A 24,466-nucleotide genomic window follows, 5' to 3' on the forward strand; every position below is an offset into this window, starting at 1 on the left:
CTGGCACGGGCGAAGAGGTTTCCTCTCCGCCCGTGCACGCATGTTAGGGGCAGATAAAAAGAGATGGCTAAGCAAGACTATTACGAGATTTTAGGCGTTTCCAAATCAGCGGAAGAGCGTGAAATCAAAAAGGCCTACAAGCGCCTGGCCATGAAATATCACCCGGACCGTAACCAGGGTGATAAAGAGGCCGAAGCCAAGTTCAAAGAGATCAAAGAAGCCTACGAGATCCTGACCGATGCGCAAAAACGCGCGGCTTACGATCAGTACGGTCATGCCGCGTTTGAGCAAGGCGGTATGGGCGGCGGCGGCGGTTTTGGCGGCGGGGCTGACTTCAGCGATATCTTTGGTGACGTGTTTGGCGATATCTTTGGCGGCGGTCGTGGTCGTCAGCGCGCCTCACGTGGTGCTGATTTACGTTACAACATGGATCTCACTCTGGAAGAAGCCGTGCGTGGCGTCACCAAAGAGATCCGTATTCCGACGCTGGAAGAGTGTGACGTCTGCCATGGCAGCGGTGCGAAGGCAGGTACTCAACCGCAGACCTGTCCAACCTGTCACGGTTCCGGCCAGGTGCAGATGCGCCAGGGCTTTTTTGCCGTACAGCAGACCTGTCCACATTGTCAGGGGCGCGGTACGCTGATTAAAGATCCGTGCAATAAATGCCACGGTCATGGTCGCGTTGAGAAAAGCAAAACGCTGTCCGTTAAAATCCCGGCAGGCGTTGACACTGGCGATCGTATTCGTCTGTCTGGCGAAGGTGAAGCCGGTGAGCATGGCGCGCCAGCAGGCGATTTATACGTTCAGGTGCAGGTAAAACAGCACCCAATTTTTGAGCGTGAAGGCAACAACCTGTACTGTGAAGTGCCGATTAACTTTGCGATGGCAGCGCTGGGCGGCGAGATTGAAGTCCCAACGCTGGACGGTCGCGTGAAGTTAAAAATTCCGGGCGAAACGCAGACCGGCAAACTGTTCCGCATGCGCGGGAAAGGCGTGAAGTCGGTTCGCGGTGGCGCTCAGGGCGATCTGCTGTGTCGTGTAGTTGTTGAAACCCCGGTTGGTCTGAATGACAAGCAGAAGCAACTGCTGAAAGATCTGCAGGAAAGCTTCGGCGGTCCCACCGGAGAAAACAACAGCCCGCGTTCCAAAAGTTTCTTCGACGGTGTGAAGAAATTCTTTGACGATCTGACGCGCTAATTCTCGACTCAGAAATCTTCGATTAAAAGCCTGGGACTGAAATGTTTCAGGCTTTTTTATTTCTGTTTTCCGTTCGGAAAATCTTTGTCGACTTTAATTTATTGGATCGTAAAAACCGAATCATTCATCATAAATAATCTAATTTTAACGAGCTTTTTGAGGGTGTAAGATAGTATTTACGAAGTATTCACCTAATAGAGAGAATAAAAGTGAAACATCTGCATCGTTTTTTTAGTAGTGACGCCTCGGGGGGCATCATCCTGATCATCGCAGCCGTCGTCGCTATGTTGATGGCAAATATCGGGATCACCAGTGGATGGTACCACGCCTTTCTGGAAACGCCCGTTCAACTGCGGGTTGGCGCGCTTGAGATCAACAAAAATATGCTGCTGTGGATCAATGACGCGTTGATGGCGGTGTTCTTCCTGTTGATTGGTCTGGAGGTAAAGCGCGAGTTAATGCAGGGGTCGCTGGCCAGTCTGCGTCAGGCTGCATTTCCGATCATTGCCGCTATCGGGGGGATGATTGTCCCGGCGCTGCTGTATCTGGCATTTAACTATGCTGACCCTATCACTCGTGAAGGGTGGGCGATCCCGGCTGCAACGGATATCGCTTTTGCATTAGGCGTGCTGGCACTGTTGGGCAGTCGTGTTCCGTTGGCGCTGAAAATCTTCCTCATGGCGCTGGCGATTATCGATGATCTTGGCGCTATCGTGATCATTGCGCTGTTCTACACCAGCGATCTCTCGCTGCTGTCGCTGGGCGTTGCTGCGTGCGCCATTCTTGTCCTGGCGGCCTTGAATCTATGTGGCGTGAGACGTACCGGAATTTATATTCTGGTGGGCGTGGTGCTATGGACTGCGGTACTGAAGTCCGGCGTGCATGCGACGCTGGCTGGCGTGATCGTCGGTTTCTTCATTCCGTTAAAGGAAAAACACGGACGTTCACCAGCAAAGCGTCTGGAGCATGTTTTGCATCCGTGGGTGGCATACCTGATCCTGCCGCTGTTTGCCTTCGCCAACGCAGGCGTTTCACTGCAGGGCGTCACTATTGATGGACTGACCTCTGTATTACCGTTGGGGATTATTGCAGGTCTGTTGATTGGTAAACCTCTGGGTATCAGCCTGTTTTGCTGGCTGGCGTTACGCTTAAAGCTGGCGCAATTACCTGAAGGAACGAATTTCCAGCAGATCATGGCGGTCGGGATTCTGTGCGGTATTGGCTTTACGATGTCGATTTTCATCGCCAGCCTGGCGTTTGGTAATGTCGATCCTGAGCTGATTAACTGGGCGAAACTGGGGATCCTGATTGGCTCCTTGCTGTCGGCGGTAATTGGTTACTGCTGGTTACGCACCCGGTTAAACGCATCCGCCTGACAGGATAACCCTTTCGTGACAATTTTCAGGGAGAGAGTATGTCTCATATAAATTACAACCACCTGTATTACTTTTGGCATGTTTATAAAGAAGGTTCGGTGGTTGGTGCAGCAGAAGCGCTTTATCTGACACCGCAGACCATTACCGGGCAGATCAAAGCGCTTGAAGAACGTTTACAGGGAAAGTTGTTCAAGCGGAAGGGGCGTGGGCTGGAGCCAAGCGAGTTGGGCGAGTTAGTCTTTCGTTATGCGGATAAAATGTTCACGTTAAGCCAGGAAATGCTGGATATCGTGAACTACCGCAAAGAGTCTAACTTGTTGTTTGATGTCGGTGTGGCGGATGCACTATCCAAACAGCTGGTCAGCCGTGTGTTGGATGCCGCGGTGGTGGAAGATGAACAAATCCATCTGCGTTGTTTTGAATCAACGCACGAGATGCTGCTGGATCAACTCAGCCAGCATAAGCTGGATATGATTATCTCTGACTGTCCGATTGATTCTACGCAACAGGAAGGGTTGTTCTCGGTGCGCATAGGCGAATGCGGCGTGAGTTTTTGGTGCACCCAGCCTTTGCCTGAGAAGCCGTTTCCGGCCTGCCTGGAAGAGCGTCGATTACTGATTCCTGGACGTCGTTCGATGCTCGGTCGTAAGCTGTTGAACTGGATTAACTCACAAGGCTTGAACGTTGAAATCCTCGGCGAGTTTGATGACGCAGCGCTGATGAAAGCTTTTGGTGCAACGCATAACGCTATATTCGTTGCCCCGACGCTCTATTCGAACAACTTCTATGCCGATGATTCGATTGTTGAGATTGGGCGCGTGGAGAATGTGATGGAGGAGTACCACGCTATATTTGCGGAAAGGATGATCCAGCATCCGGCGGTGCAGCGTATTTGTAATGCGGACTACTCGGCGTTATTTAAGCTGCAGTAGACATCAACACGGTAAGACTTCCGGCTGCGGGCAATTACCGCAGCCGGAATCAATCTACAACCTCAGTAGGCTACGGTATTGCCCACCTTCGCGAATAAATACCGGAATTCTGTTCAGTGGCGTAGCGTAATGCAGCGTCTGCCCTCCTGAATAGCTTTCCCCGGTCGCAAGATCTGTCCACTTTTCCCCTTCCGGTAGCCAGACATCACGCTCGCGCATGCCTTCATGCATCACCGGTGCAATCAGCAGATCGGGACCAAAACAGTATTGGTCGGCGATCTCCCAGCTTTTAGCCTGCTCAGGAAATTCAAAAAACAGGGTGCGCATCACCGGCGCATTGCGCTCATGCGTTTCTGCCATCAGCGCCTTGATGTAGGGTTTCAGCTTTTCACGCAAGGCCAGGCAACCCGTTAATAGATCGTAAACGTCTTCGCCATAGCTCCAGACTTCATTCGGTGCTCCAGTCGGGCATTGAGCAATGCCATCCCGATACGGTTGTTCAGGCAAAATTTGCGGATCGCGATTGCCGTGCAGGCGCATCACCGGGCTAAAGACGCCCCACTGAAACCAGCGGATCAACAGTTCATGAAAGCGTGGATCGTGAATATTGCCGCCATGAAAACCGCCAATATCCGTGGTCCACCACGGGATACCCGCAATCCCCATATTGAGTCCGGCGGCAAACTGATTGCGCAGCGATCGAAACGAGGAGTGAATATCACCTGACCATACCAGCGCGCCGTATTTCTGACTCCCCGCCCAGGCACAGCGCAGCAGATTGATAACCTTGTCTTCGCCATCGGCTTTCATGCCGTCAAAAAAGGTTTTGGCATACATCCGCGGGTAGATATTGCCCACTTCCAGTACCGGACCGGCGTGGTAGCGATAGTTGTCGTAGTCGTAAACGCTGAATTCAGGCTCGGCCTCATCTAACCAGAACAGCTTCACGCCTTTATCGTAATAATTGCGCTTGGCTTTGCCCCAGACATAGTCGCGAGCGCCCGGATGGGTGGCATCAAAGAAAGTGGTATTCCCGAGGAAATCCATATTGATCGGCAAGCCACGCTCCGTTTGCACCAGCCAGCCGTTTTCACGCATCTCCCGATAGCTTTCGGTGCGGTTATCTACCGTTGGCCAGACGGACACCATCAGCTCGATACCCAGTGATTTCAGTTCGGCGATCATGGCGTCGGGATCGGGCCAGTCGCGCGGGTCGAACATCCAGTCACCTTGATTCGGCCAGTGGAAGAAGTCGATAACGATAACCGAAATGGGCAGATTGCGCTGTTTATACTCGCGGGCGACCGCCAGCAGTTCTTCCTGGGTACGATAACGGAGTTTGCACTGCCAGAAACCCATGGCGTAATCCGGCATCATCGGCGGCGTGCCGGTTGCGAGCGCGTAAGCCTGGCTGATTTCCGCTGGCGTATCACCTGCGGTGATCCAGTAGTCCAGTTGTTCGCTGACCTGAGCTTCCCATTCGGTAAGGTTGTGGGCGAAGGTTACGCGGCCTACGGCCGGGTTGTTCCATAAAAAACCGTAGCCCAGACTGGAGAGCATGAACGGTACTGAGGCCTGGGAATTACGCTGTGCCAGCTCAAGCACGCACCCTTTGAGATCCAGATTGGCTTGCTGATACTGGCCCATGCCATAAATTTTTTCGTCTTCGGCGGCTTCGAAACGGGCTTTAATCGCATATTTTCCACCCTGAATAGGGCGAAATTCGCGCCCCTCAAGGTTAAGTGCGCTGACGTACTGGCCGTGTGAAGATTCGTCCTCGCCGATTTCTCCCCGCAGACGCCAGAACTCCTGTAGTAAACATTTATGGGGATGGCGGTAAAAGCTGATTTGGCCCTTTTGATTGACGATAGCGATAATCTTGCCGTTAGTCAGCGTGGCCTGCTTTTGGTCGTAGACGATATGGCAGGCGCTCTCCGCCACCGGCTCCGTTAGCGCCCAGTCTTCATTTCTCATAACCGGCAGATGACGGCCGCTACGCACGCGCAGGCTGTTCTCGCCCCAGGGTTCAATCCATAAATAGCGATCGTTTTGCTGCCAGACCAGACGATGCGGGTCTTGTTGCAAAAATGGCATGGTGGTTTCTCCCATATTTGGCTGGTAAAGATAAGAACGTTAGTGATTGATCGTTTCCAGATCGCGGCGAACCTCGTCTTCCATGGCTTCATATTTACGGAAGAAAAGCAGGGGGATTGCTGCGAGCGTGAAGAGGAGGGCGGGCGCCCAGATAAAAGCCCAGGTTATCCCTTCCAGGCCTGTAGCGCTCTGCGCATGGTTAGGGACGTAGCCAAAACTGTTCATGATCCAGGCGGCAAAAGCGGTACCGAGACCACTGCCCATTTTGATGCAGAAGGTGCTGCCAAAGGCGATAAGAATGCCGGTAGCTTTGACACCCGTCTTCCATGCGCCAAAGTCGACGGCGAATCCGAGCATGGCGAAGGGCATTGAGCAGGCGATACCGCTACCGATATTGCCCAGAACCCAGGCGGCAATCAGCATTGGAATGTTATCCGCAGCCAGCCACATCATCACACCGCCAAACGTAGCGACCAGCAGACCGCCGATCCAGATCCAGGTTTTAGAGAGGTATTTGCTAAAGAAAGGGATGGCGATGATAAACAGGATCTGAATCGTCGCCAGGCTGTTGATTAGCGGGACCAGATCTTTGCGAACCAGGTTGTAGGTCAGATAGTAGACAATGGTCGTTGAGCGCTGCTGAAGCGCTACCCAGAAGATCAGATTAGCCAGCACCATCAGGATCCATGGCCAGTTGCCTTTCATAGCCGCGAAACTTTTTTTCATCGGCAATCTTGGCTCTTGCTGTATTTTATCCGCATCCATTTCACGAATGTTTTTAAACGCAAAGAGCGTTAGCGCGCAAGATATAATGGCAAATGTAATTGCCGTATAAATAAAACCCGCATGGTCATCACCGTTACCTAAAAAAGCGACTAACGGTAAGGCGGTTGCGTTCATTAATAAAACCCCTATTTGCCCGCCGGTCATTCTCCAGGAATTTAAGACCAGCCGTTCCTTGGGGGATAGGGTCATTAAGGGCAATATTGCACTGAGCGGGGTGTTAAGTCCGGTAAATAAAATACTGGCTATCATGTAGGATATTGCTGCATATATGGCTTTTCCGGTCATACTGATATCAGGAGACCAAAATGAAAGCGCGCTGAATACGGCAAAAGGCAGCGGTAACCATAAAAACCAGGGACGGCATTTACCGTAGCGTGAACGGGTCTTGTCGATGATGATCCCCCAGATTGGAGCATCTACGCCATCAACAATACGCGCCAACAGCAGGATGACACCCGCTACGGCGAGGCTGATACCGGCAACGTCTGTGTAGAAATATAGAATGTATGTTGAACCGAAACAGTACAGCAGATTTCCCGCTACATCTAAAGAACCGTAGCTAATTCGCTGTAGTAAAGATAATGATGTTGACCCGCAAGACTGGGTATCCTCAATAACAGAACTCATAATGATAACTCCGATATTGGTGCGATACGCCCAGAAAAACAGCTTTTACTTTCTAAGCAGTAGGGTTGTCGTTATTTTTTATTGTCCGGGGAAAATTAACCTTTAGGTAAAATAGGGATAAAGACGTTTTATGAAAAGTAGTTAACCCCGGCGTGGCGATCAATTATCAAATCTCACATCAGGATTGCGTTTATTCGTTTTTTGTTGAGCAATGATACTATTTGCTATGGTGGTCACAATTTCGACAGTAATGAAATAAAAAAAAGTAAACAGTGAAAGAAAATAACTTTCATCTGCCTGATGGCGATGTGGGTGGACAGGGGATTAAACATGCCTAGTGCACGAACGGTGCGATAGCAGGCCGCTGTGGAGAAAGTGTGGACTTGAACGACAGACATAAAAAAACCCGCTTGCGCGGGTTTTTTCACAAAGCGACAACAAGCAGGCGATTAAGCCAGTTTGTTGATCTGTGCAGTCAGGTTTGCTTTATGACGTGCAGCTTTGTTTTTGTGGATCAGACCTTTAGCAGCCTGACGGTCCACGAGTGGTTGCATTTCGTTAAATGCTTTCAGTGCAGTAGCTTTGTCGCCAGCTTCGATAGCTGCGTATACTTTCTTGATGAAAGTACGCATCATAGAGCGACGGCTAGCGTTGTGCTTGCGGGCCTTTTCAGACTGAACGGCGCGCTTCTTAGCTGATTTGATATTAGCCAAGGTCCAACTCCCAAATGTGTTCTATATGGACAATTCAAAGGCCGAGGAATATGCCCTTTTAGCCTTCTTTTGTCAATGGATTTGTGCAAATAAGCGCCGTTTAAATTGCAGCACTCGTTGCGTAGTGATGGCGCAGGATTCTACCAGCTTGCGTGGCGTGAATACAGCTTTTCCACGAGAAAAATTGCATTGGATTGCCCGTAAAGGTCTGCAATTTGTTTCATAACAATGAAAACCATCCTCTTTCTGTTTCGGAGAAACAATCGCCGGTTAACCTTGACCGCGGTACAGGGTATACTTTCACGATTTTCACTGTTTTGAGCCAGACATGAAGCTGATACGAGGCATACATAATCTCAGTCAGGCCCCGCATGGGTGTGTGCTGACTATTGGTAATTTCGACGGCGTGCACCGTGGTCATCGTGCGTTGCTGCAGGGCTTACGGGAAGAAGGGCGCAAACGCAATTTGCCGGTGATGGTGATGATTTTCGAGCCACAGCCATTAGAGCTGTTTGCAACGGACAAGTCGCCTGCGCGCCTTACTCGCCTGCGAGAAAAACTGCGTTATCTGGCGGAGTGTGGCGTAGATTACGTACTGTGCGTGCGTTTTGACAGGCGCTTCGCGGCATTAACGGCGCAGAATTTTATCAGCGATCTGCTGGTTAAGCGCCTTGGTGTACAATTCCTTGCCGTGGGCGATGATTTCCGCTTTGGCGCTAGCCGTGCGGGCGATTTCTTGTTATTACAGGAAGCGGGCGCTGAGTATGGCTTTGATATCACCAGTACCCAGACCTTCTGTGAAGGCGGTGTGCGTATTAGTAGCACCGCGGTACGTCAGGCGCTGGCTGAAGATAACCTGCAGTTGGCCGAAAGCCTGCTTGGGCACCCTTTTACCATCTCAGGACGGGTGGTACATGGTGACGAGTTAGGACGCACCATTGGTTTTCCGACGGCAAACTTACCGCTTCGTCGCCAGGTTTCTCCGGTGAAAGGGGTTTATGCGGTTGAAGTGATGGGGCTGGGTGACAAACCTTTTCCCGGCGTTGCCAATATCGGCACCCGCCCGACGGTAGCCGGCGTACGTCAGCAGTTGGAAGTGCATCTACTGGACGTTGTAATGGACCTCTACGGTCGCCATATAGATGTAGTGCTGCGTAAAAAAATTCGCAGCGAGCAGCGATTTGCCTCGCTGGATGAACTAAAAGCGCAGATTGCGCGTGATGAGTTGACTGCCCGCGATTTTTTTGGGCTAACAAAACCGGCTTAATGCCTATACGAGTTTTAAATACGGAACCGAGAATCTGATGAGTGACTATAAATCAACCCTGAATTTGCCGGAAACAGGGTTCCCGATGCGCGGCGATCTCGCCAAGCGCGAACCGGGAATGCTGGCGCGTTGGACTGATGATGACCTGTACGGCATCATTCGTGCGGCCAAAAAAGGCAAAAAAACCTTCATTCTGCATGATGGCCCTCCTTATGCGAATGGCAGTATTCATATTGGTCACTCGGTTAACAAGATTCTGAAAGACATTATCGTGAAGTCCAAAGGACTCACGGGCTATGACTCGCCTTACGTTCCGGGCTGGGACTGCCACGGTCTGCCGATCGAGCTGAAAGTAGAGCAGGAATATGGCAAACCGGGCGAGAAGTTCACCGCCGCTGAGTTCCGCGCTAAATGCCGTGAATACGCTGCTACACAGGTTGACGGTCAGCGTAAAGACTTTATCCGTCTTGGCGTGCTGGGCGATTGGTCGCATCCGTACCTGACCATGGACTTCAAAACCGAAGCCAACATCATTCGCGCGCTGGGTAAAATCATCGGCAACGGTCACCTGCATAAAGGTGCGAAGCCGGTGCACTGGTGCGTTGACTGCCGTTCCGCGCTGGCGGAAGCGGAAGTTGAGTATTATGACAAAACCTCCCCGTCCATCGACGTGGCGTTCCACGCAGCCGATCAGGACGCGGTGAAAGCGAAATTTGCCGTTTCTGACGTTAACGGCCCGATCTCGCTGGTTATCTGGACCACCACCCCGTGGACGTTGCCGGCGAACCGCGCGATCTCCCTGGCGCCTGATTTTGACTATGCGCTGGTGCAGATCGACGGCCAGGCCGTGATTCTGGCGAAAGATCTGGTTGAAAGCGTCATGCAGCGTATTGGCGCGGCTGACTACACCATTCTGGGCACCGTTAAAGGCGCAGAGCTGGAACTGTTGCGCTTTACCCACCCGTTTATGGGTTTTGACGTGCCAGCGATTCTGGGCGATCACGTCACGCTGGATGCGGGTACCGGGGCGGTACATACCGCGCCTGGCCACGGCCCGGACGACTATGTCATCGGTCAAAAATATGGTCTGGAAGTGGCGAACCCGGTTGGTCCGGATGGCGCTTATCTGGCGGGCACCTACCCGACCCTGGACGGCGTAAACGTCTTTAAAGCCAACGATATTGTTGTCGCTCTGCTGAGCGAAAAAGGCGCGTTGCTGCACGTCGAGAAGATGCAGCATAGCTATCCGTGCTGCTGGCGCCATAAAACGCCGATCATCTTCCGTGCGACCCCGCAGTGGTTCGTCAGCATGGATCAGAAAGGCCTGCGCGCGCAGTCTCTGAAAGAGATCAAAGGCGTACAGTGGATCCCTGACTGGGGCCAGGCGCGTATTGAATCCATGGTTGCCAATCGTCCTGACTGGTGTATCTCCCGTCAGCGGACGTGGGGTGTGCCGATGTCTCTGTTCGTTCACAAAGACACCGAAGAGCTGCATCCGCGCGCTATCGAACTGATGGAAGAAGTGGCTAAACGCGTTGAAATTGACGGTATCCAGGCGTGGTGGGATCTCGATCCGAAAGATATCCTCGGCGATGAAGCAGACCAGTATGTCAAAGTCCCGGATACGCTGGACGTATGGTTTGACTCTGGTTCCACCCACTCATCCGTTGTGGACGTGCGTCCTGAATTTGCTGGCCACGCAGCGGATATGTATCTGGAAGGCTCTGACCAACACCGCGGCTGGTTCATGTCTTCTCTGATGATCTCCACCGCCATGAAAGGCAAAGCACCTTATCGCCAGGTACTGACTCACGGTTTCACCGTGGATGGTCAGGGCCGTAAGATGTCCAAGTCTATCGGTAACACCGTTTCTCCGCAGGATGTGATGAACAAACTCGGCGCGGATATTCTGCGTCTGTGGGTCGCGTCTACCGATTACACCGGTGAAATGGCGGTTTCTGACGAAATCCTGAAACGTGCAGCCGACAGCTATCGTCGTATCCGTAACACCGCGCGCTTCCTGCTGGCGAACCTGAACGGGTTCGATCCAGTAAAAGACATGGTGAAACCGGAAGAGATGGTGGTGCTGGACAGGTGGGCGGTAGGTTGTGCGCAAGCGGCCCAGGAAGAGATCCTGAAAGCTTACGAAGCCTATGACTTCCACGAAGTGGTACAGCGCCTGATGCGCTTCTGCTCCGTCGAAATGGGTTCGTTCTACCTCGACATCATCAAAGACCGCCAGTACACCGCGAAAGCGGACAGCGTGGCGCGTCGTAGCTGCCAGACTGCGCTGTTCCACATTGCAGAAGCGCTGGTTCGCTGGATGGCGCCGATCATGTCCTTCACCGCTGATGAAATCTGGGGCTACCTGCCGGGCGATCGTGAAAAATACGTCTTTACCGGTGAATGGTACGAAGGCCTGTTTGGCTTAGGCGAAACCGAGGCGATGAACGATACCTTCTGGGACGAGCTGCTGAAAGTACGCGGCGAAGTGAACAAGGTTATCGAGCAAGCGCGTGCGGATAAGAAAGTCGGCGGTTCTCTGGAAGCGGCAGTCACCCTGTACGCTGAACCCGAACTGGCGGCGAAACTGACCGCGCTCGGCGAAGAGTTGCGCTTTGTGCTGCTGACCTCCGGCGCGAGCGTTGCGGACTATGCCGCGGCGCCAGCTGATGCTCAGCAGAGCGAATTGCTCAAAGGTCTGAAAATCGTACTGAGCAAAGCCGAAGGTGAGAAGTGTCCGCGTTGCTGGCATTACACTACCGACGTCGGCCAGGTGGCGGAACATGCAGATATCTGCGGACGCTGTGTCAGCAACATCGCCGGTGATGGCGAACAACGTAAGTTTGCCTGATGAGTAAGCCTCTTTGTTCAACAGGACTACGCTGGCTATGGCTGGTGGTAGTCGTGCTGATTATCGATTTAGGCAGCAAATACCTGATCCTCCAGAACTTTGCTCTGGGGGATACGGTATCGCTGTTCCCGTCGCTTAATCTGCACTACGCGCGAAACTATGGCGCAGCGTTTAGCTTCTTAGCCGACAGCGGCGGCTGGCAACGTTGGTTTTTTGCCGGTATCGCTATTGGTATCTGCGTCATCCTGATGGTGATGATGTATCGCTCGAAGGCGACGCAGAAGCTGAACAACATCGCATATGCGTTAATCATTGGCGGTGCGCTGGGCAATCTGTTCGATCGCCTGTGGCATGGCTTCGTGGTTGATATGATTGACTTTTACGTCGGTGACTGGCATTTCGCGACATTCAACCTGGCTGATACGGCAATCTGTATCGGCGCGGCATTGATTGTTCTCGAAGGCTTCTTACCGTCGAAAGAGAAAAAAGCCGCATAAAAAAATGCCGGATGGCGCTATGCTAATCCGGCTTACAATCTATCGCGAACCTTGTAGGCCCGGTAAGCGTAGCGCCACCGGGCAAACAGGCGGCAGCAATTTTAAAGAGCAACCTGCATGTCTAAATCAGTACAGAGTAACAGTGCGGTGCTGGTGCACTTCACCCTTAAGCTCGACGATGGCTCCACCGCAGAGTCAACCCGCAATAACGGCAAGCCTGCGCTGTTTCGCCTGGGCGATGGTTCTCTGTCTGAAGGACTGGAACAACACCTGCTGGGCCTAAAAGAGGGTGATAAAACCACTTTTGCTCTGGAGCCGGATGCCGCCTTTGGCGTGTCAAGCCCGGACTTAATTCAGTATTTCTCGCGTCGGGAATTTATGGACGCGGGCGAGCCAGAAATTGGCGCTATCATGCTCTTTACCGCAATGGACGGCAGTGAGATGCCAGGTGTGATTCGTGAAATCAACGGTGACTCGATCACGGTTGATTTCAACCATCCGTTGGCCGGGCATACCGTTCATTTTGATATTGAAGTGCTGGAAGTCGAACCGGCACTGGAGGCGTAAAATGCAGATCCTGTTGGCTAACCCGCGCGGTTTTTGCGCTGGCGTAGACCGCGCTATCAGCATTGTAGAAAACGCGTTGGCTATTTATGGCGCGCCAATTTATGTCCGTCATGAGGTGGTGCATAACCGCTATGTGGTGGATAGCCTGCGCGAGCGCGGCGCTATTTTCATTGAACAAATCAGTGAAGTGCCGGACGGCGCGATCCTAATTTTCTCCGCTCATGGCGTTTCTCAGGCTGTGCGTAACGAAGCCAAGGGCCGTGACCTCACGGTTTTCGACGCCACCTGTCCGTTAGTCACCAAAGTGCATATGGAAGTGGCGCGCGCCAGCCGTCGCGGTGAAGAGTCAATTCTGATTGGTCACGCCGGGCACCCGGAAGTCGAAGGCACGATGGGGCAGTACAGCAACCCGCAAGGGGGAATGTATCTGGTTGAATCACCGGAAGATGTACTGAAACTGAAGGTGAAAAATGAAGGAAAATTATCCTTCATGACGCAAACCACGCTCTCCGTTGACGACACCTCTGACGTTATTGACGCGCTGCGTCAACGCTTCCCGAAAATTGTCGGGCCACGCAAAGACGATATCTGTTATGCCACCACCAACCGTCAGGAAGCGGTTCGCGCGCTGGCGGAACAGGCTGATGTGGTGCTGGTGGTCGGCTCGAAAAACTCCTCTAACTCCAACCGTCTGGCTGAACTGGCCCAGCGCATGGGGAAAGCGGCGTATCTGATCGACGATGCGACCGATATCCAGGAAGCGTGGGTAAAAGAGGCGAAGTGTGTGGGCGTGACGGCCGGAGCCTCGGCACCGGATATCCTGGTGCAAAACGTGATCGCTCGCCTGCAGGAGCTTGGCGGTGGGGAAGCTATCCCGCTGGAAGGCCGTGAAGAAAATATTGTTTTCGAAGTGCCTAAAGAGCTGCGTGTGGATGTTCGTGAAGTAGAGTAAGTCTTTCACGATACGATTATGAGAAGATGCCAGACTTAACGTCTGGCATTTTTTATGGAGAAACCATGCGCTTACCGATCATTCTTGATACCGATCCCGGCATTGATGATGCCGCCGCTATTGCCGCCGCGCTGTTTGCCCCTGAGCTGGATCTGCAACTGATGACCACGGTAGCAGGCAACGTTTCGGTGGAAAAAACTACCCGTAATGCGTTGCAGTTGCTGCATTTCTGGAATGCGGATATTCCGCTGGCGCAAGGGGCATCAATGCCACTGGTACGGCCGCTGCGAGATGCCGCTTCCGTGCACGGCGAGTCCGGTATGGAAGGGTATGAATTTGTTGAACATGACCGCCAGGCGATGGCAAAACCCGCCTTCCAGGCGATTCGTGACGCGCTGATGCATGCCCCGCAGCCCGTGACGTTGGTGGCGATTGGCCCGCTGACCAACATCGCGCTACTGCTGACTCATTACCCTGAATGCGTATTCAATATTCACCGTTTGGTGATTATGGGCGGTTCTGCCGGGCGCGGGAACTTCACGCCAAACGCCGAGTTTAATATTGCTATCGATCCTGAGGCCGCCGCGAAAGTTTTCCACAGCGGGCTGGAGATTGTGATGTGTGGGCTGGATGTCACTAATCAGGCCATGCTCGCCCCGGACTATCTGGCGACCTTGCCTCAGCTTAACCAGACGGGAAAAATGCTGCACGCGCTATTTAGCCATTACCGCAGCGGCAGTATGAATACAGGACTGCGGATGCACGACCTGTGCGCGATTGCCTGGCTGGTGCGCCCGGAACTGTTTACCCTGCAGCCGTGCTTCGTAGCGGTGGAAACTCAGGGGGAATATACCTCGGGCACCACGGTGGTGGATATTGAAGGGCATTTGGGGCATTCGGCAAATGCCCAGGTTGCACTGGATCTTGACGTTGAGGGGTTCCAGCAGTGGGTGGCAGAGGTGCTGGCGCTGGCACCTTGAGGCTGTGATCCGGCCCGCAATATGCAGACAGAATTAGCAGGTTAATCGATTAATCTGCTAATCTTATCCCGTTGTTCTCCTCGGGCCGGAGACACATATGAACCTTTCTTTTATCCAGCCACCGCAGGTGGCGTGGGCAAGCGGCGCATTAGCCGATGGCCCGTTATTGCGTAAATCCACTCGCATTCAGGATCTTACTGACGTTTTTGCCGATGAAAATGCCCGCCAGCAACTGTCAGGCGAGCAGGTCGTATATGACGTTGAGATGTTGCATACGTCCCCCGCAGAAGGCGAACTTTACACCGGTGTTACCCATCTTTATCCTGGCCGGATCGGCCGCGAGTATTTTATGACCCGTGGGCATTTCCATGCGCGTCGCGAACAGGGTGAGGTCTATTTTGGTCTGCGTGGCACGGGGTTGCTGCTGTTGCAAACTGAACAGGGTGAGGCGAGGCTGGAAAAGGTATTCGCCGGATCCGTCCACATCATCCCCGGTTTTACCGCACACCGGTTGATCAACACAGGGGAAGAGATTCTGTCGGCGCTCGCCGTATGGCCAGGGATTGCAGGCCATGATTATGCGGCGCTGACCAGGGGCTTCAGAATAAGAGTCTTTGAGGAAAATAAGACGATTCAGGCGAAGGAGGTACAGAATGGCTGACTTAGCGCATTCTTATGGCCTGGATATGAGGGTTCATCACCATCCGCTTGGCTTTAGCTATGGGGATGAAGTCACTGGGCCGATGCCGGAGATTCGCCGACTCGATCACATTCGCGCCTCACTGCGCGATCCGCATTGTGAGGGGCCGGAAGAGGTGTATGCCATTGCGATGGATGTGGCACGAATGCAGGATCGCGAAGAGCTGAAAAAGCGGATGCTGTTGTTTGGCGTGGTGACTTATGCAGCGGGACGGCTGGGGGAAGAGCCGGTGCGTAGCCAGGGGCATATTCATCGTATCAGCCAGCACAGCGGCTGGTCCCCGCCAGAGCTTTACGAAATCTGGCAGGGAAAAGCGATAATCTATATGCAGGAGTATGTCGAGGACGACCCTGGGCGTTGTTTTGCTGTGATTGCCGGACCCGGTGAAAAAGTGCTGGTTCCGCCCGGTTGGGGGCATGCGACCATATCCGCAGATCCGAATATACCGTTAACTTTTGGTGCGTGGTGCGATCGTGAATATGGTTTTGAGTACGAGGCTGTGCGCGCGCATAAAGGGTTGGCGTGGTACCCGTTATTGCAGGGCAACCATGTTATCTGGCAGCATAATTCGCGGTACATACCCGGGAGATTACACGCCGTTACGCCCCGACAATATACGGAATTCTCGATTACTTCCGCGCCTGTTTACCAGCAATTCATCGAGGACCCGGCGCGCTTTCAATTTATATCACGCCCGGACAGGCACCCCGAGCTGTGGCAAAACTTCCATCCATAAAATAACCGGGGCATAGCCCCGGTTCTGATTTTGCCTGGCCTACAAACTGAAAAACGCGGTACAGTAGAGTAGGCCGGATAAGCGTATGTGCCATCCGGCAAATGACAGGCACTACCCTGCAAACAGGCCTGTCGCAACGCCGAGCGCAGCCAGTATCAACAATAAAATCATCGCTTTTACTGGCGACACGCCACGCTTGGCCATCAGATACCACGTGCCCAATACAACAATCAGCGGCAATAGCTGCGGGAAAATTCCGTCCAGCATCTGTTGCACATGAATATTTACCCCATCCTTGGTGATAAATTCCAGCCCGGTGCCAAGTTTAACGTAGCTCGCCGCTACGCCCCCCATAACAAACACGCCCAATAGTGATAACGCTTCACGCAGGCGGGCAGATTTGCTGCTCACCAGCATTTCCACCGAGCCGGATCCCATTTTGTAGCCTTTGAGGAACAAAAACCATGAGCCGGGAATAATGATTGCCAGCCAGGCGACGGTATAAAACAGCGGTCCCAGAATGTTACCACCAGCCGCCAGGGCCATACCGATACTGAGCAGGATAGGGATCAGCATGCCCGGGATCATCGAATCGCCAATCCCGGCTATAGGGCCCATCAGTCCAACCTTCAGGGTATTAATCGTTTCCCCATCGATCTGCTCACCGTTCGCTTTTTTCTCTTCCAGCCCCAGTACCATGCCATTAACGATCGCGCCTATCTGCGGCTCCGTATTATAAAACGAGGCGTGACGGCGCAGCATTTCAGTACGTTGGGCGGCGTCGGGATAGAGCTTTTTCGCCACCGGGAGCATACTCAGGCAAAAGCCAAAAGATTCCAGACGTTCAAAGCTCATGGATGACAAGTTGTGCATCATCCATGCGCGCCAGCAGCGGCGAAGATCTTTACGCGTAAGTGTACGTTCTTCCATCAGAATTCATCCTCATCATCAACGACCGACTTTGCATGCGTAGTCTGTGGCGGTTCTGGTTTGTAGTTGTAATGGATCAACGCCAACAGCGAACCGACGATCACTAGCGCGACCATGTTGAGTTTTAAAAAGACGATGCAGACAAAACCGACGAGGAAGTAGATCAGCATGGTGTAATTTTTGATAATCTGCTTAAGCAAAATCGCGATCCCGACGGCGGGTAAAATGCCTCCCAGTACGTTCATCGTCGACAGAACAATTTTCGGCAAACTGTCCATAAAACCGCTGATATATTGCGCCCCGAAGTAGACCGCAATAAAGGTCGGTACAAAACGCAGGACAAAGTTTGTCACCTGTGGCCAGATGGCGCTGTTCAGGTAAATACCGCGTTCGTCGCCCCGCTCCAGCGCCACATCTGCCCGGTGATTCCAGAAGGAGTTCAGTACCATCATCGCGTTAAACAAAATGGTGCCGGCGATACCGATGGTGGCTGCCAGCGCGACCGCGACCTCGGGGCCCTTTCCGGAAAGGATCCCTAAAGCAATAGCCGGGTAAGCAACAAAGTTGAGGTCGGCGGGCATCGAACCGCCAGGTGTAACCATCGCGATATACACTGCCTGAACCGCGACGCCAATCATGATCCCCGTTTTAATATCGCCAAGGATAATCCCGACCAACATTCCGGAAATCAGCGGACGGGTGATCAGATACCAGCCGCCAGTCAGTCCCAGCAGCCAGGGGCTGCTGAGCGCGCCGAGGTAGCAAAGTATGCCAATCAACGTAGCTTCGATAATCATCGTGCGCTCCTTATTTCAGCTTCTGACGTGCGTCCTGCCAGCTGTAGCAACTGGCGTCAGGGACCAGGCGAAACTCAACCAGGTGCCCATGCTGCGTCAGCCAGTCAAAGGCGGCGATTTCATCGCCATTCACCGACTGATTTGGGCCGATGGTGGTGGTATCGGCACGGGCGCTCATCGGACCCACATTAATCTTGCCGTTGGCATTTTTTAGGCTAATGCCTGCTTCTTCAATGCGCTTCAGCGTCACGGGTGATTTACCAATGACGAAATAACGCTTCTCACTGGCAATGACTTTCGGCAGTTTTTCAATCGCGGTGGCCGTATCAAACAACCAGACTTTGGTGTCCTGCACGGCACCTTTCATTACCGAAGAGAGCAGAGGGTCGGCCGCGACGGCGTCGTCTATCGCGACAATCCCGTCACAGGGCAGCTCTTTGGCCCAACGTGTCACGAGCTGCCCATGGATTACGCGGTCATCGATACGTACAAAAGAAATACTCATAGTGGTTTCCTTTAAAAATCGTCGGACTGAACGGATAAAACCGGGGCGGCTTTAATCAGCGTAGGTACCGTCAACGCCAACAGCTCGACGGCTGCGGCGTGAACATCCGTTAATTGATAGATCTCCTCGCTTTGTAACAGCATCGGGAAATTGACCCCCGCGACGACGGCAACGGGGGGAACCGTTTGTGCAGAAAACGCATGATGGCAGGCGACATTCCACGGCGTACCGCTTTGCATGTCACAAAGTACCAGTACGCCGTCAGCATCTTTCCCGGCGCTCGCGAGAACCTGAGCAAACGTCTGTTTAAACCCTTCAATACCCGCCTGTTCACTCAGCGTGACGGGGTAAACATGCGGTAATTCTCCGTAAACCATACGACCGCTGGCGAGAAGCGCTTCTGCCAGGGGACCATGGGTGGCAACAATAACGTTAATCATGCGCTTATCCTCTGACCCAGGCTTTAATCGTAGCGAGCTGCTGGCCGATACCCTTGCCAAACGGCGAAATACGGTATTCTCCAACGGCGGCCGGGATAATAAAGGTCTCTGCATAGTTGACGACAAACGGGGCAAATGCGCCGCTCGGGCTTTCAACAACGGCCTGCGCACCTTCGACCAGGTTCAGGACGTTTACGCCGCCATGGGTATGGTGCGTGACCGGTGCCGTAAACCAATGGCGGCGCGTTTCAATAAACTCGCGTTCGTGCATTCCTGTTCTTTCTTCCCGCCAACCTTCTGCTTCAGCGATAGGCTCGATACGGTTGACCAGGTTGTCGTGTACCCATTGCGTGTCGCGCTGCCAGTCAATCACCTGCTGACCGTGATCCAGATGGACCGGGCGCGGTAAGCCGTCTAACCCTAAACGTCCCCAATCCCACAGTTTAAAGGTGAAGATATAGGGCGTTGCGCTGATCTCCAGCACCATGGTTCCTGCACCCGAGCAGTGAACGGTTCCGGCGGGGATCAGGAAGTGATCGTGTTTATGCGCAGGGATCTGATTCACGAATCGTTCATCATCAAATGTTTTTTCACCACGACCCGCGGCTCGGAGATCGTCGAGCATGTCCTGCGGCGCGATCCCGGTTTTGGTGCCGAGATACACCACGGCGTTCGGCTCGGCTTCGAGAATGTAATAGCTCTCATCCTGGGTATAGTGCATACCAAACTGCTGCTGAATGTACTCAGTGAGCGGATGAACCTGAAAGCTCAAATTCTGGCCGCCAATGGTGTCGAGGAAATCAAAACGAATCGGGAATTCTGCACCAAAACGTGCGTGAACTTTCTCGCCCAGCAGGGGGCGGGGACAGGTTAGCACCAGATCCTGAGAGGGGATCTCGATCCGCACGTTGCCAAAACGCAGTAACAGGCTGTTTTCCTCGGGCACGCAATCAAAACACCACGCGTAATTGGGGGCTGAGGGATCGAGATCGAAGTGTTTTTTCATCCATTGCCCGCCCCAAACGCCTGGGTCGAAGAACGGGGCAACGCGAAACGGTTGTTGAGTTGTTTGTTGCAGACCGGCGCGAAACGCGTCGCCGCTGACCATCGCGGGATGATTTTCTACCGTGGTATCAAGCAAATAATCGACGCGTTTGAGTAACGGCGTTTTGTGTCGGTCGAATACCCGCCACTCAATGAAGAAGGCACGTTTGTACCGACGAAGAATATCTTCATCCTGGTTTTCCGCCCCCCAGTTCCCCAGCCCGTTATGGCGCATGCGTTGCTGAATTTCCCAGCGCGGAAGATCGGCATAAACCAGTACGTCACCCGGGTGCGCCAGCGTCGCGCCGGGTCCGTATACCACGACCAGACCTTCGGCAACGGCATCAATCTGTTGGCGGAGCTGACTGAGCTTGTCGCTATCAAAAAACTCATCCAGGTGATGGCAGGAAAGGACGCCGAATACGCGATCGTCGGTAAGGTTACGCGCCAGTAACTCATGCAGGGCCTGCTCATCTCGGCGGGCGGATTCAATATTCAGCACCAGCGCGGTATCTAACGTCGTGACAAGCTGTTGTTCCAGTTCTTCAAGCCGCACGCCCGGATAGCAATCCACGATCAATACGGTTTTGGCTGCAGCAGAAACCCTGGTGTTAAGCACAGAATGGATCTCCGCCCAACCCTGCCAGGCGTGATCGTCATATCCCTGAACGTTAACCTCAGGGAATTTATTATAGGTTGTCGTCATTTTCTTTCTCCGTGTTGGCTTATTTAAGATTAATCGATTAACCTTATTTTCATAGTGTGGTTAACGCGATTAACCCGCCATATTCAGAATCAAGAGCGGTGAAAAGCGCGTTAGCGTGATGTGAATCACACGTAAAAAAGCGATATTTCGGTTATTCGATTAACCTTCGATAAAAAATCAGGAGCAGGTATGACCACAGTCACTTTGGCGCAGGTAGCTGAGCGCGCGGGAGTCTCCACGGCGACCGTGTCGATGGTATTGCGTAACCGGGGGCGAATTTCTCAGGCTACACGCGACCGGGTGCTTAAAGCGCTGGATGATGCTGGCTATGTGTATAATCAAACCGCCGCTAACCTGCGTAACCGGAGCAGTAATCAGGTTGGATTGTTGCTCCACGATATCACTAACCCTTTTTACGGCGAGATGACTGCAGGGCTAAGCCATGAGATGGAACGACATGATCTGTTGTTGTTTCTGGCAAATAGCGAAGAGTCAGGGGAACGGCAGCAAAAATTTGTCGATTCTTTGATGCGCAATAATGCCTGCGGCATGGTGCTCTGCGCGGCGCGCGAGACGCCGACATCCTTCTTCGAGGCGCTGAAAAGGCGCAATATCCCCGCCATTATGGTCGTCCGTCCCCTTAGCGATCCTGATTTTGATTTTGTCGGAACCGATAACTTTCTCGGTACGCAAATGGCCACCACCCATTTAGTCAGAATGGGTCACAAGAATATTGCGTTTATTGGGGGGGGGCCTGGTTCTGGCAGTCGGATACAGCGTATCGGTGGGTTCACCAGCACATTGCTGGAACAAGGAATATCGCCGAATCCAGAATGGATCGTGGCTACGCAGGCCAGCCAAATTGACGGCGCAAAAGTAGCGGAGTCTCTTCTTCTGCGTTACCCGCAAATTACCGCCGCCGTTTGTTATCAGGATATTGTGGCGCTTGGGGTTATGCAGGCGCTACGTAAAATGGGGCGGGAACCTGGGCGGGATTTTGCGCTGGTGGGGTTTGATGACATCACCGAAGCGGCGCTGGTACAACCTGCGCTTACCACCGTGTCGGTGGCGGCAAAAGAGATAGGTCGTAAGGCTGGAGAGCTGCTTTATAGCCGTATTCAGGGAAATGACGAACCGCCGAAACGTATTATCCTGCCGCCGGCGCTGGTAGTCAGAGAATCATGTGGTTTTTGCTGATCGTCATGCCTTTTACTGATATCTCTGGCTGTTTATCATTAAATTCTAATTATCGACGTTTTCGGCTGGCGGCGCAGCGATGCGCTGGTTACTCTGAAAACGATTTACGCAAAATTAACAAAAGAGAATAGCTATGCATGATGCACAAATCCGCGTTGCCATCGCGGGAGCCGGAGGACGCATGGGGCGTCAGTTGATTCAGGCCACACTTGGCATGGATGGCGTACAGCTTGGCGCGGCGCTGGAGCGCGAAGGCTCTTCCTTACTGGGAAGCGATGCCGGAGAGTTAGCGGGAGCCGGGAAAACAGGCGTTACCGTACAAAGCAGCCTTGAGGCGGTGAAAGATGATTTCGATGTTTTCATCGATTTCACGCGCCCGGAAGGCACGCTGGCACATCTGGCGTTTTGCCGCCAGCACAGTAAAGGGATGGTGATTGGCACCACCGGGTTTGATGATGCTGGTAAGCAGGCTATTCGCGATGCTGCGCAGGAGATTGCTATCGTTTTCGCTGCGAACTTTAGCGTCGGCGTTAACGTCATGCTCAAGCTGCTGGAGAAAGCGGCAAAAGTCATGGGGGACTATACCGATATTGAGATTATCGAAGCGCATCACCGCCACAAAGTGGATGCCCCATCGGGGACGGCGCTGGCAATGGGCGAGGCGATCGCCGGGGCGTTGGATAAAGATCTGAAAGACTGTGCGGTCTACACGCGCGAAGGTTATACCGGCGAGCGTGTGCCTGGCACTATTGGTTTTGCGACCGTACGCGCCGGTGACATTGTCGGCGAACATACCGCAATGTTTGCTGATATTGGCGAGCGTATTGAAATCACCCATAAAGCATCCAGTCGCATGACGTTTGCCAATGGCGCAGTGAGATCGGCTGTTTGGCTTAAATCTAAGTCAAACGGTCTTTTTGATATGAAAGATGTGCTTGATTTACGCAGTTTATAGATTTTATTACCCTTCGTGATGTGGTTATTGTAATCATAATTATTTGATTACATAGGGCAATATTTTATTGCCCTTTAATTTTTTGCATTTAACTTGGTTTTTTTGTTTAATGGCGTATTTGTTTATGTCTTTATGCTTTATTCTGTTATCTCAATGTGAATTTTGACCAAATGGTCCACTTTTTTCTATCACTCTTCCGGTTTTTACACTCTTTACTTACCGCAAGCGTTTTCCACTCTGAGTTAGATGATCTTTTTGCCTGTTAAATCGAATGATTTATTCCAGTGGCGTAAAATAATAATAAAAATTACCCTTTTGGGTAGACTTTTACGTGGGCTATCTCTAGAATGCCGCCGTTTGCCAGAAATCCATAGGTAAGCAAATTTGCATTGATTCATGAGGTGTTAATGAATTAATATGCAAATAAAGTGAGTGAATATTCTCTGGAGGGTGTTTTGATTAAGTCAGCGCTATTGGTTCTGGAAGACGGAACCCAGTTTCACGGTCGGGCCATAGGGGCAACAGGTTCGGCGGTTGGGGAAGTCGTTTTCAATACTTCAATGACCGGTTATCAAGAAATCCTCACTGATCCTTCCTATTCTCGCCAAATCGTCACTCTTACTTATCCCCATATTGGTAATGTCGGCACCAATGCCGCCGATGAAGAGTCCTCTCAGGTTCACGCTCAGGGTCTGGTTATTCGCGACCTGCCGCTGATTGCCAGCAACTATCGCAATACCGAAGACCTCTCTTCTTACCTCAAACGCCATAACATCGTGGCGATTGCCGATATCGATACCCGTAAGCTGACGCGACTGCTGCGCGAGAAGGGCGCTCAGAACGGCTGCATCATCGCAGGCGATAACTTGGATGCTACGCTGGCCTTAGAAAAAGCCAAAGCGTTCCCGGGCTTAAATGGGATGGACCTGGCAAAAGAAGTGACCACGGCTGAATCCTACAGCTGGACGCAGGGTAGCTGGACGATTTCAGGGGACCTGCCGGAAGCCAGGTCCGCAGAAGAGCTGCCGTTCCACGTGGTGGCCTACGATTTTGGCGCCAAGCGCAACATCCTGCGCATGCTGGTTGATCGCGGCTGCCGCCTGACCGTTGTACCGGCGAAAACCTCCGCTGAAGAAGTGCTGGCGATGAATCCGGACGGCGTGTTCCTGTCAAACGGCCCTGGCGACCCGGCACCGTGCGACTACGCCATCGACGCGATTGAGAAATTCCTCCAGACCGACATTCCGGTATTTGGCATCTGCCTCGGCCATCAGCTACTGGCGCTGGCGAGCGGTGCGAAGACCATCAAGATGAAATTTGGTCACCACGGTGGTAACCACCCGGTGAAAGACATGGATAAGAATGTGGTGATGATCACCGCGCAGAACCACGGCTTTGCGGTGGATGAAGACTCGCTGCCAGCCAACCTGCGCGTGACCCACAAATCCCTGTTCGACGGTACCCTGCAAGGGATTCACCGTACCGATAAACCGGCGTTCAGCTTCCAGGGCCACCCAGAGGCGAGCCCAGGCCCGCACGATGCGGCGCCGCTGTTCGACCACTTTATCGAGCTTATTGAGCAATACCGTCAGTCCGCGAAATAATCAGGAGTAA

Annotated in this window: 22 protein-coding genes and 1 pseudogene; 15 read left to right on the forward strand and 8 right to left on the reverse strand. The window is 52.8% G+C overall.

The genetic code is table 11. The annotated features are described in order from the left end of the window. Positions 1-63: 63 nt before the first annotated feature. From dnaJ to nhaR, 3 genes are all read left to right on the forward strand, one after another. Complete coding sequence (gene dnaJ / locus FDX14_RS24885; protein WP_003018956.1) at positions 64-1,197, forward strand: molecular chaperone DnaJ; 1,134 nt, start codon at positions 64-66, stop codon at positions 1,195-1,197. Between the two features lie 209 nt (positions 1,198-1,406). Continuing rightward, positions 1,407-2,573, forward strand: a complete 1,167-nt coding sequence (gene nhaA, locus FDX14_RS24890) for a Na+/H+ antiporter NhaA (protein WP_042312462.1) — start codon at positions 1,407-1,409, stop codon at positions 2,571-2,573. Between the two features lie 38 nt (positions 2,574-2,611). After that, complete coding sequence (gene nhaR / locus FDX14_RS24895) at positions 2,612-3,505, forward strand: transcriptional activator NhaR (protein ID WP_006686630.1); 894 nt, start codon at positions 2,612-2,614, stop codon at positions 3,503-3,505. Positions 3,506-3,559: 54 nt separating this feature from the next. Here the strand turns inward: nhaR and FDX14_RS24900 are convergent, their stop codons facing one another. From FDX14_RS24900 to rpsT, 3 genes are all read right to left on the reverse strand, one after another. Further along, positions 3,560-5,599 (reverse strand): glycoside hydrolase family 31 protein, encoded by a 2,040-nt coding sequence (locus FDX14_RS24900; protein ID WP_042312458.1) that lies wholly within the window; start codon positions 5,597-5,599, stop codon positions 3,560-3,562. 39 nt (positions 5,600-5,638) lie between these two features. Next, a complete protein-coding gene (locus FDX14_RS24905; RefSeq protein WP_137350445.1) occupies positions 5,639-7,012 on the reverse strand; it encodes an MFS transporter in 1,374 nt (457 codons plus the stop codon). Positions 7,013-7,461: 449 nt separating this feature from the next. After that, positions 7,462-7,725: a 30S ribosomal protein S20 gene (gene rpsT, locus FDX14_RS24910; protein ID WP_038637070.1), complete on the reverse strand. Its 264-nt coding sequence runs from the start codon at positions 7,723-7,725 to the stop codon at positions 7,462-7,464. Positions 7,726-7,830: 105 nt separating this feature from the next. On the opposite strand from rpsT, the pseudogene FDX14_RS25600 reads away from it, so the two are divergent. From FDX14_RS25600 to FDX14_RS24955, 9 genes and pseudogenes are all read left to right on the forward strand, one after another. Further along, positions 7,831-8,046, forward strand: a pseudogene (locus FDX14_RS25600) (DUF2575 domain-containing protein). 7 nt (positions 8,047-8,053) lie between these two features. After that, positions 8,054-8,992 carry a bifunctional riboflavin kinase/FAD synthetase gene (gene ribF, locus FDX14_RS24920; RefSeq protein ID WP_042312451.1) on the forward strand — a complete coding sequence of 313 codons (939 nt, stop codon included), beginning with the start codon at positions 8,054-8,056 and terminating at the stop codon, positions 8,990-8,992. Between the two features lie 37 nt (positions 8,993-9,029). Further along, on the forward strand, positions 9,030-11,846 hold the full coding sequence (gene ileS / locus FDX14_RS24925; RefSeq protein WP_137350446.1) for an isoleucine--tRNA ligase: 2,817 nt from the start codon (positions 9,030-9,032) through the stop codon (positions 11,844-11,846). Further along, positions 11,846-12,343: a signal peptidase II gene (gene lspA / locus FDX14_RS24930; RefSeq protein WP_003018932.1), complete on the forward strand. Its 498-nt coding sequence runs from the start codon at positions 11,846-11,848 to the stop codon at positions 12,341-12,343. The genes ileS and lspA overlap by 1 nt, the downstream gene beginning before the upstream one ends. Positions 12,344-12,460: 117 nt before the next feature. Beyond that, positions 12,461-12,910: an FKBP-type peptidyl-prolyl cis-trans isomerase gene (gene fkpB / locus FDX14_RS24935; protein ID WP_003018929.1), complete on the forward strand. Its 450-nt coding sequence runs from the start codon at positions 12,461-12,463 to the stop codon at positions 12,908-12,910. A 1-nt stretch (position 12,911) separates the two neighbouring features. Then, positions 12,912-13,862, forward strand: coding sequence for a 4-hydroxy-3-methylbut-2-enyl diphosphate reductase (ispH, locus tag FDX14_RS24940; RefSeq protein ID WP_137350447.1), 951 nt, complete (start codon positions 12,912-12,914; stop codon positions 13,860-13,862). 65 nt (positions 13,863-13,927) lie between these two features. Beyond that, positions 13,928-14,842: a ribonucleoside hydrolase RihC gene (gene rihC, locus FDX14_RS24945; RefSeq protein WP_137350448.1), complete on the forward strand. Its 915-nt coding sequence runs from the start codon at positions 13,928-13,930 to the stop codon at positions 14,840-14,842. A gap of 97 nt (positions 14,843-14,939) precedes the next feature. Next, a complete protein-coding gene (locus FDX14_RS24950) occupies positions 14,940-15,503 on the forward strand; it encodes a glucose-6-phosphate isomerase family protein (RefSeq protein ID WP_042312440.1) in 564 nt (187 codons plus the stop codon). Then, positions 15,496-16,278 (forward strand): glucose-6-phosphate isomerase family protein, encoded by a 783-nt coding sequence (locus FDX14_RS24955; protein ID WP_061382893.1) that lies wholly within the window; start codon positions 15,496-15,498, stop codon positions 16,276-16,278. The genes FDX14_RS24950 and FDX14_RS24955 overlap by 8 nt, the downstream gene beginning before the upstream one ends. Positions 16,279-16,389: 111 nt before the next feature. Here the strand turns inward: FDX14_RS24955 and FDX14_RS24960 are convergent, their stop codons facing one another. From FDX14_RS24960 to FDX14_RS24980, 5 genes are read right to left on the reverse strand one after another with little or no spacing between them, the layout of a single operon-like run. Then, positions 16,390-17,208 carry a PTS system mannose/fructose/sorbose family transporter subunit IID gene (locus FDX14_RS24960; protein WP_137350449.1) on the reverse strand — a complete coding sequence of 273 codons (819 nt, stop codon included), beginning with the start codon at positions 17,206-17,208 and terminating at the stop codon, positions 16,390-16,392. Continuing rightward, a complete protein-coding gene (locus FDX14_RS24965; RefSeq protein ID WP_042312436.1) occupies positions 17,208-18,005 on the reverse strand; it encodes a PTS mannose/fructose/sorbose/N-acetylgalactosamine transporter subunit IIC in 798 nt (265 codons plus the stop codon). Before FDX14_RS24965 ends, FDX14_RS24960 begins: the two co-directional genes overlap by 1 nt. Positions 18,006-18,015: 10 nt before the next feature. Then, complete coding sequence (locus tag FDX14_RS24970) at positions 18,016-18,510, reverse strand: PTS sugar transporter subunit IIB (RefSeq protein WP_003837349.1); 495 nt, start codon at positions 18,508-18,510, stop codon at positions 18,016-18,018. An 11-nt stretch (positions 18,511-18,521) separates the two neighbouring features. After that, positions 18,522-18,950, reverse strand: coding sequence for a PTS sugar transporter subunit IIA (locus tag FDX14_RS24975; protein ID WP_137350450.1), 429 nt, complete (start codon positions 18,948-18,950; stop codon positions 18,522-18,524). A 4-nt stretch (positions 18,951-18,954) separates the two neighbouring features. Continuing rightward, a complete protein-coding gene (locus tag FDX14_RS24980; protein ID WP_137350451.1) occupies positions 18,955-20,700 on the reverse strand; it encodes a class I mannose-6-phosphate isomerase in 1,746 nt (581 codons plus the stop codon). A 189-nt stretch (positions 20,701-20,889) separates the two neighbouring features. Between FDX14_RS24980 and FDX14_RS24985 the strand changes: the two genes are divergently transcribed. The 3 genes from FDX14_RS24985 to carA all read left to right on the forward strand — a co-directional run bounded on the left by FDX14_RS24985 (position 20,890) and on the right by carA (position 24,456). Beyond that, positions 20,890-21,897, forward strand: coding sequence for a LacI family DNA-binding transcriptional regulator (locus FDX14_RS24985; RefSeq protein WP_137350452.1), 1,008 nt, complete (start codon positions 20,890-20,892; stop codon positions 21,895-21,897). Between the two features lie 133 nt (positions 21,898-22,030). Next, on the forward strand, positions 22,031-22,852 hold the full coding sequence (gene dapB / locus FDX14_RS24990; RefSeq protein WP_042312426.1) for a 4-hydroxy-tetrahydrodipicolinate reductase: 822 nt from the start codon (positions 22,031-22,033) through the stop codon (positions 22,850-22,852). A gap of 455 nt (positions 22,853-23,307) precedes the next feature. Continuing rightward, positions 23,308-24,456 carry a glutamine-hydrolyzing carbamoyl-phosphate synthase small subunit gene (gene carA / locus FDX14_RS24995; protein WP_137350453.1) on the forward strand — a complete coding sequence of 383 codons (1,149 nt, stop codon included), beginning with the start codon at positions 23,308-23,310 and terminating at the stop codon, positions 24,454-24,456. The last annotated feature ends 10 nt before the right edge of the window (positions 24,457-24,466 follow it).

Origin of the sequence: Citrobacter sp. wls710 (assembly GCF_005281115.1) — a bacterium.
In the GTDB taxonomy this organism is placed as follows: Bacteria; Pseudomonadota; Gammaproteobacteria; order Enterobacterales; family Enterobacteriaceae; genus Citrobacter; species Citrobacter werkmanii.

What these genes read in the sequence shown, in the direction of transcription:
- dnaJ (WP_003018956.1), top strand. Translation starts at nt 64, where the DNA reads ATGGCTAAGCAAGACTATTACGAGATTTTAGGCGTTTCCAAATCAGCG.
- nhaR (WP_006686630.1), top strand. Translation starts at nt 2,612, where the DNA reads ATGTCTCATATAAATTACAACCACCTGTATTACTTTTGGCATGTTTAT.
- FDX14_RS24900 (WP_042312458.1), bottom strand. Translation starts at nt 5,599, where the DNA reads ATGCCATTTTTGCAACAAGACCCGCATCGTCTGGTCTGGCAGCAAAAC.
- FDX14_RS24905 (WP_137350445.1), bottom strand. Translation starts at nt 7,012, where the DNA reads ATGAGTTCTGTTATTGAGGATACCCAGTCTTGCGGGTCAACATCATTA.
- ribF (WP_042312451.1), top strand. Translation starts at nt 8,054, where the DNA reads ATGAAGCTGATACGAGGCATACATAATCTCAGTCAGGCCCCGCATGGG.
- ileS (WP_137350446.1), top strand. Translation starts at nt 9,030, where the DNA reads ATGAGTGACTATAAATCAACCCTGAATTTGCCGGAAACAGGGTTCCCG.
- lspA (WP_003018932.1), top strand. Translation starts at nt 11,846, where the DNA reads ATGAGTAAGCCTCTTTGTTCAACAGGACTACGCTGGCTATGGCTGGTG.
- fkpB (WP_003018929.1), top strand. Translation starts at nt 12,461, where the DNA reads ATGTCTAAATCAGTACAGAGTAACAGTGCGGTGCTGGTGCACTTCACC.
- ispH (WP_137350447.1), top strand. Translation starts at nt 12,912, where the DNA reads ATGCAGATCCTGTTGGCTAACCCGCGCGGTTTTTGCGCTGGCGTAGAC.
- rihC (WP_137350448.1), top strand. Translation starts at nt 13,928, where the DNA reads ATGCGCTTACCGATCATTCTTGATACCGATCCCGGCATTGATGATGCC.
- FDX14_RS24950 (WP_042312440.1), top strand. Translation starts at nt 14,940, where the DNA reads ATGAACCTTTCTTTTATCCAGCCACCGCAGGTGGCGTGGGCAAGCGGC.
- FDX14_RS24955 (WP_061382893.1), top strand. Translation starts at nt 15,496, where the DNA reads ATGGCTGACTTAGCGCATTCTTATGGCCTGGATATGAGGGTTCATCAC.
- FDX14_RS24960 (WP_137350449.1), bottom strand. Translation starts at nt 17,208, where the DNA reads ATGGAAGAACGTACACTTACGCGTAAAGATCTTCGCCGCTGCTGGCGC.
- FDX14_RS24965 (WP_042312436.1), bottom strand. Translation starts at nt 18,005, where the DNA reads ATGATTATCGAAGCTACGTTGATTGGCATACTTTGCTACCTCGGCGCG.
- FDX14_RS24970 (WP_003837349.1), bottom strand. Translation starts at nt 18,510, where the DNA reads ATGAGTATTTCTTTTGTACGTATCGATGACCGCGTAATCCATGGGCAG.
- FDX14_RS24975 (WP_137350450.1), bottom strand. Translation starts at nt 18,950, where the DNA reads ATGATTAACGTTATTGTTGCCACCCATGGTCCCCTGGCAGAAGCGCTT.
- FDX14_RS24980 (WP_137350451.1), bottom strand. Translation starts at nt 20,700, where the DNA reads ATGACGACAACCTATAATAAATTCCCTGAGGTTAACGTTCAGGGATAT.
- FDX14_RS24985 (WP_137350452.1), top strand. Translation starts at nt 20,890, where the DNA reads ATGACCACAGTCACTTTGGCGCAGGTAGCTGAGCGCGCGGGAGTCTCC.
- dapB (WP_042312426.1), top strand. Translation starts at nt 22,031, where the DNA reads ATGCATGATGCACAAATCCGCGTTGCCATCGCGGGAGCCGGAGGACGC.